At 64.9% G+C, this 3,461-nt stretch carries 3 protein-coding genes and 1 pseudogene; 2 read left to right on the forward strand and 2 right to left on the reverse strand.

The window, feature by feature from the left end:
• Positions 1 to 612 (forward strand): glycerate kinase family protein (locus tag B7L71_RS05100; RefSeq protein ID WP_139790048.1); only part of this gene is annotated, 612 nt, incomplete at its 5' end.
• A gap of 184 nt (positions 613 to 796) precedes the next feature.
• Positions 797 to 1,273, forward strand: coding sequence for a Dps family protein (locus B7L71_RS05105; RefSeq protein ID WP_016916087.1), 477 nt, complete (start codon positions 797 to 799; stop codon positions 1,271 to 1,273).
• Positions 1,274 to 1,366: 93 nt separating this feature from the next.
• Here B7L71_RS05105 and B7L71_RS05110 read toward each other — a convergent pair whose 3' ends face one another.
• Both B7L71_RS05110 and B7L71_RS05115 read right to left on the reverse strand, forming a co-directional pair.
• Positions 1,367 to 2,854 (reverse strand): aminoacyl-histidine dipeptidase, encoded by a 1,488-nt coding sequence (locus B7L71_RS05110; protein ID WP_081136386.1) that lies wholly within the window; start codon positions 2,852 to 2,854, stop codon positions 1,367 to 1,369.
• Positions 2,855 to 2,881: 27 nt separating this feature from the next.
• A pseudogene (locus tag B7L71_RS05115) lies at positions 2,882 to 3,461 on the reverse strand (tRNA(Met) cytidine acetyltransferase); the annotation flags it as partial.

Here is a 3,461-nt window from a genome sequence, read left to right on the forward strand (position 1 = left end):
CTGGACCTCTCCACCCTGGACCCGAGGCTGGCCAGCCTGGACGTCACGGCCGCCGTGGACGTGGATAACCCGCTGCTCGGTGAGCGCGGTGCCAGCGCCGTATTCGGGCCGCAAAAAGGGGCCAGCCCCGACGACGTGGCCACCCTCGACCGCGCTTTGGGGCACTTTGCCACGCTCGCCGCAGAAGCCCTGGGTCGCGATGACCGAGACATGCCGGGCGCGGGTGCCGCGGGCGGCATGGGCTTTGCCGCCAGCAGCTTCCTGAACGCCAAACTCTCGCCGGGTATCGACATGATCATGCAGCAGGCCCAGGTGAGCAGCCTGCTGGCCAGGGCGGATCTGGTGATCACCGGCGAAGGCCGCCTGGATGGTCAGAGTCTCTCTGGAAAGACCCCGATTGGCGTGGCCCGCGCCGCCCAGCGCCTGGGTAAGCCGGTCATCGTGCTGGCGGGCAGCCTGGGGGATGGCTGGCAGGCCTGCTTGAATGAAGGCGTCACCGCCGCCTTTGCCCTGGCCGACGGCCCCATGGGCCTGGAAGACGCCCTGCCGCGTACCGCTGAACTGCTCAGCGACCGCTGCGACAGCATAGCCCGGCTGTGGCTGGCTCATTGACGGCGGCGGCCCCCTTGAAAAATCGCCGAGTCGCCAACATCTTCTGATAAGTCGCGATGAGTCAGCCGTCGCCAGCTCACCGCCGGTCATGGCAGGCCGCTATGGTAGCGATGCAAAAAACCTGTTTTGCATTGGCTAACCAGGGCCTTAAGCTGGAAAAAACGAAACGATGGAGGAGCAGACAATGGAAGATACCAACAGCATTGGCCTACACGAAGGCAGCGCCAGCCAGCTTGCAGAAAAGCTGAATCATCTACTGGCCAACTACCAGATTTTCTACATGAACGTGCGGGGCTACCACTGGAACGTCAAGGGTAACGACTTTTTCGAGCTGCATGCCAAGTTCGAAGAGTTCTACACCGACCTGCTGACCAAAGTGGACGAAGTCGCCGAACGCATCCTGACCCTGGGGCACAAGCCTGTCCACGCCTACAGCGACTACATCGCCCTGTCGCGCATTCAGGAAGACAAGGACGTTCACGACGGCAAAACCTGCGTCAAAGGCGTGCTCACCGGATATCAGACATTGATCGAGCTGCAGCGCGAACTGCTGTCGCTGGCCTCGGATGCCGACGACGAAGGTACCGCCGCTCAGGCGGGCGATTACATTCGCGAGCAGGAAAAGACCGTCTGGATGCTCAACGCCTACCTGGGCAAGTAGGCCTCTCGGCGGCGCACCGCCGAGACACCACCCACGGCACCCTTGCGGTGCCGTTTTTGTTGCCCGCCAGTGTTGCTGGGCGGGCATGTCAGATCAGACCTGGCGACTGGCCGAGTCGGCGGTTTGCCTGGCCAGGGTTTCGATCAGGTCACGCAGCATGGCCCAGAACTCCGCCACGGAAGCGATTTCGACGCGCTCGTCCGGTGAGTGAGCCCCGCGAATCAAGGGCCCGAACGAGATCATGTCCAGATGAGGGTACTTGCTGCCCAGAATCCCGCACTCTAGCCCGGCATGAATGACCTTCACGTCTGGAGCGTGGCCCATCAGCGCCGCATGGCGAGTATTGAAGGTGGCCAGCAGCGGGCTTTCCGGGTTGGGCGCCCAGCCTGGGTAACCATTTTCGACCTTCACGCGGGCGCCCATCAGCCCGAACAGCGCCTGGAAGCGCCCGGCCATGGCCATCGCCGCGCTGTCGTGCAGCGAGCGCACCAATGCGCAGAGGTGGAAACGCCCCTGCTCCACGCTCAGCACGCCAAGATTGTTGGAGGTTTCGACCACTCCCGGCACATCGGCGCTCATCCGCTCGACCCCACAAGGAGCCGCATGCAAGGCGGCCAGCAGCATGGCGCTGGCGTCGCGGGTCAGCGGTTCGGCCTCGGCAGGGGCCGCTTGCGTAGCCGTCAGCACCAGGCCAGGGTCACCGCTGCCCAGCTCCGCCTTGAGCGTTCTGGCGAGGGTTTCCACCGTGGCCAGCGCGGCCTCGACATCGTCGGCGGGCAGCGCCACCTGGGCAAAGGCTTCACGGGGAATGGCATTACGCAGGGTACCGCCTTGGTAGTTCACCAGCCGCGCATCGAAGGCTTCCAGCGCCCACAGCACGCGTACCAGCAGTCGGTTGGCATTGCCCAGCGGCTTGTCGATATCCATGCCCGAATGACCGCCCTTGAGGCCGGTCAAGGAGAGCGAGATGACCTGCTCATCGGGCTGCAGCGCCGCACCTGGCAGTTGGGCATCCACCACCACGTCGGCACCGCCCGCGCAGCCGATGTAGACCTGGCCACGATCTTCACTATCGAGGTTGAGCAGCAGTGAGCCCTCGAGCCACTGCTCGGCCAGATTGAGCGCCCCGCCCATGGAGGTTTCTTCCTCCAGGGTGAACAGCGCTTCCAGCGGCCCGTGGGTCAGTTCCGGGTCCTCCAGCACGGCCAGAATGGCAGCCACGCCCATGCCGTTGTCGGCCCCCAGCGTGGTGCCTTCGGCGTGCAGCCACCCCTCCTTGACCACCGTGCGGATGGGATCCCGCGTGAAATCGTGGGCTTGGCCAGCGTTGGCCTGCGCCACCATGTCCAGGTGCCCCTGCAGGATGATGCCCGGCGCTGCCTCACACCCCGGTGATGCGGGCTTACGGATACGCAGGTTGCCGAAGGCATCCCGGTCATGGGCAAGCCCCAGGCCATCGGCCCAGGCTTCCAGCTTGGCGACCAGCGCTGCCTCATGGCCCGATGGCCGAGGGGTATTACACAGCGTGCGAAAATGCTGCCACACCAACGTGGGCGCGAGCGCTTCTAGATGTGCGTTCATGGAAACTCTTCGTCATCGATAACCGAGCTACTTTAACCGCTCCTGCCCATCCGAGAAAAGCATCGACGCGGTCATCAGCTGCCGTGTCACTCGGCGCAGTTGCTGCGTGGCTTCGCGCGGGGCATCGGCCAGCGGCTGATTCTGATAGGCCCAGGCCACCAGCTGCTGATGCGCTAGCCGGGCCTCTCCCAGCGACGCACGGCTGGCCTCCCGCCCCAGCGCCTGCAAGGCAGCCCGCGCCAGGGCGGGGTCGCGATGGGCATAGGCCACGTCGCGGATCGTTTGTCGCTCCACGGCACTCAGCGGCCGTTCAGGCAGCTCGGATAGCAGCAGCGCTACCACCGGCGCGGGCAAATCGCGTAGCTCGAAGGCCAATAGCCCCTGCAAAGACGCCACAAAACCTTGCCGCATACTCTGCAATACGGCCTGGCCGGTCTCGTTCAACGGCTTGGCGACCATGATGGCATACTCTCCCGTGGCCGCTTCCCGGGTCACGCCCAGCCGCACCGGCGTGAACCCAAGGGCCAGCCAGAATGACAGCAGCCCCGCCTCCGCGCCGAAGGTGGCGCCATACAGCGCGACGCCCTGCTCTGCTGCGCTGGCCATA

It is taken from the genome of Halomonas sp. BC2, from assembly GCF_002078115.1.
GTDB classification, from domain to species: Bacteria; Pseudomonadota; Gammaproteobacteria; order Pseudomonadales; family Halomonadaceae; genus Vreelandella; species Vreelandella stevensii.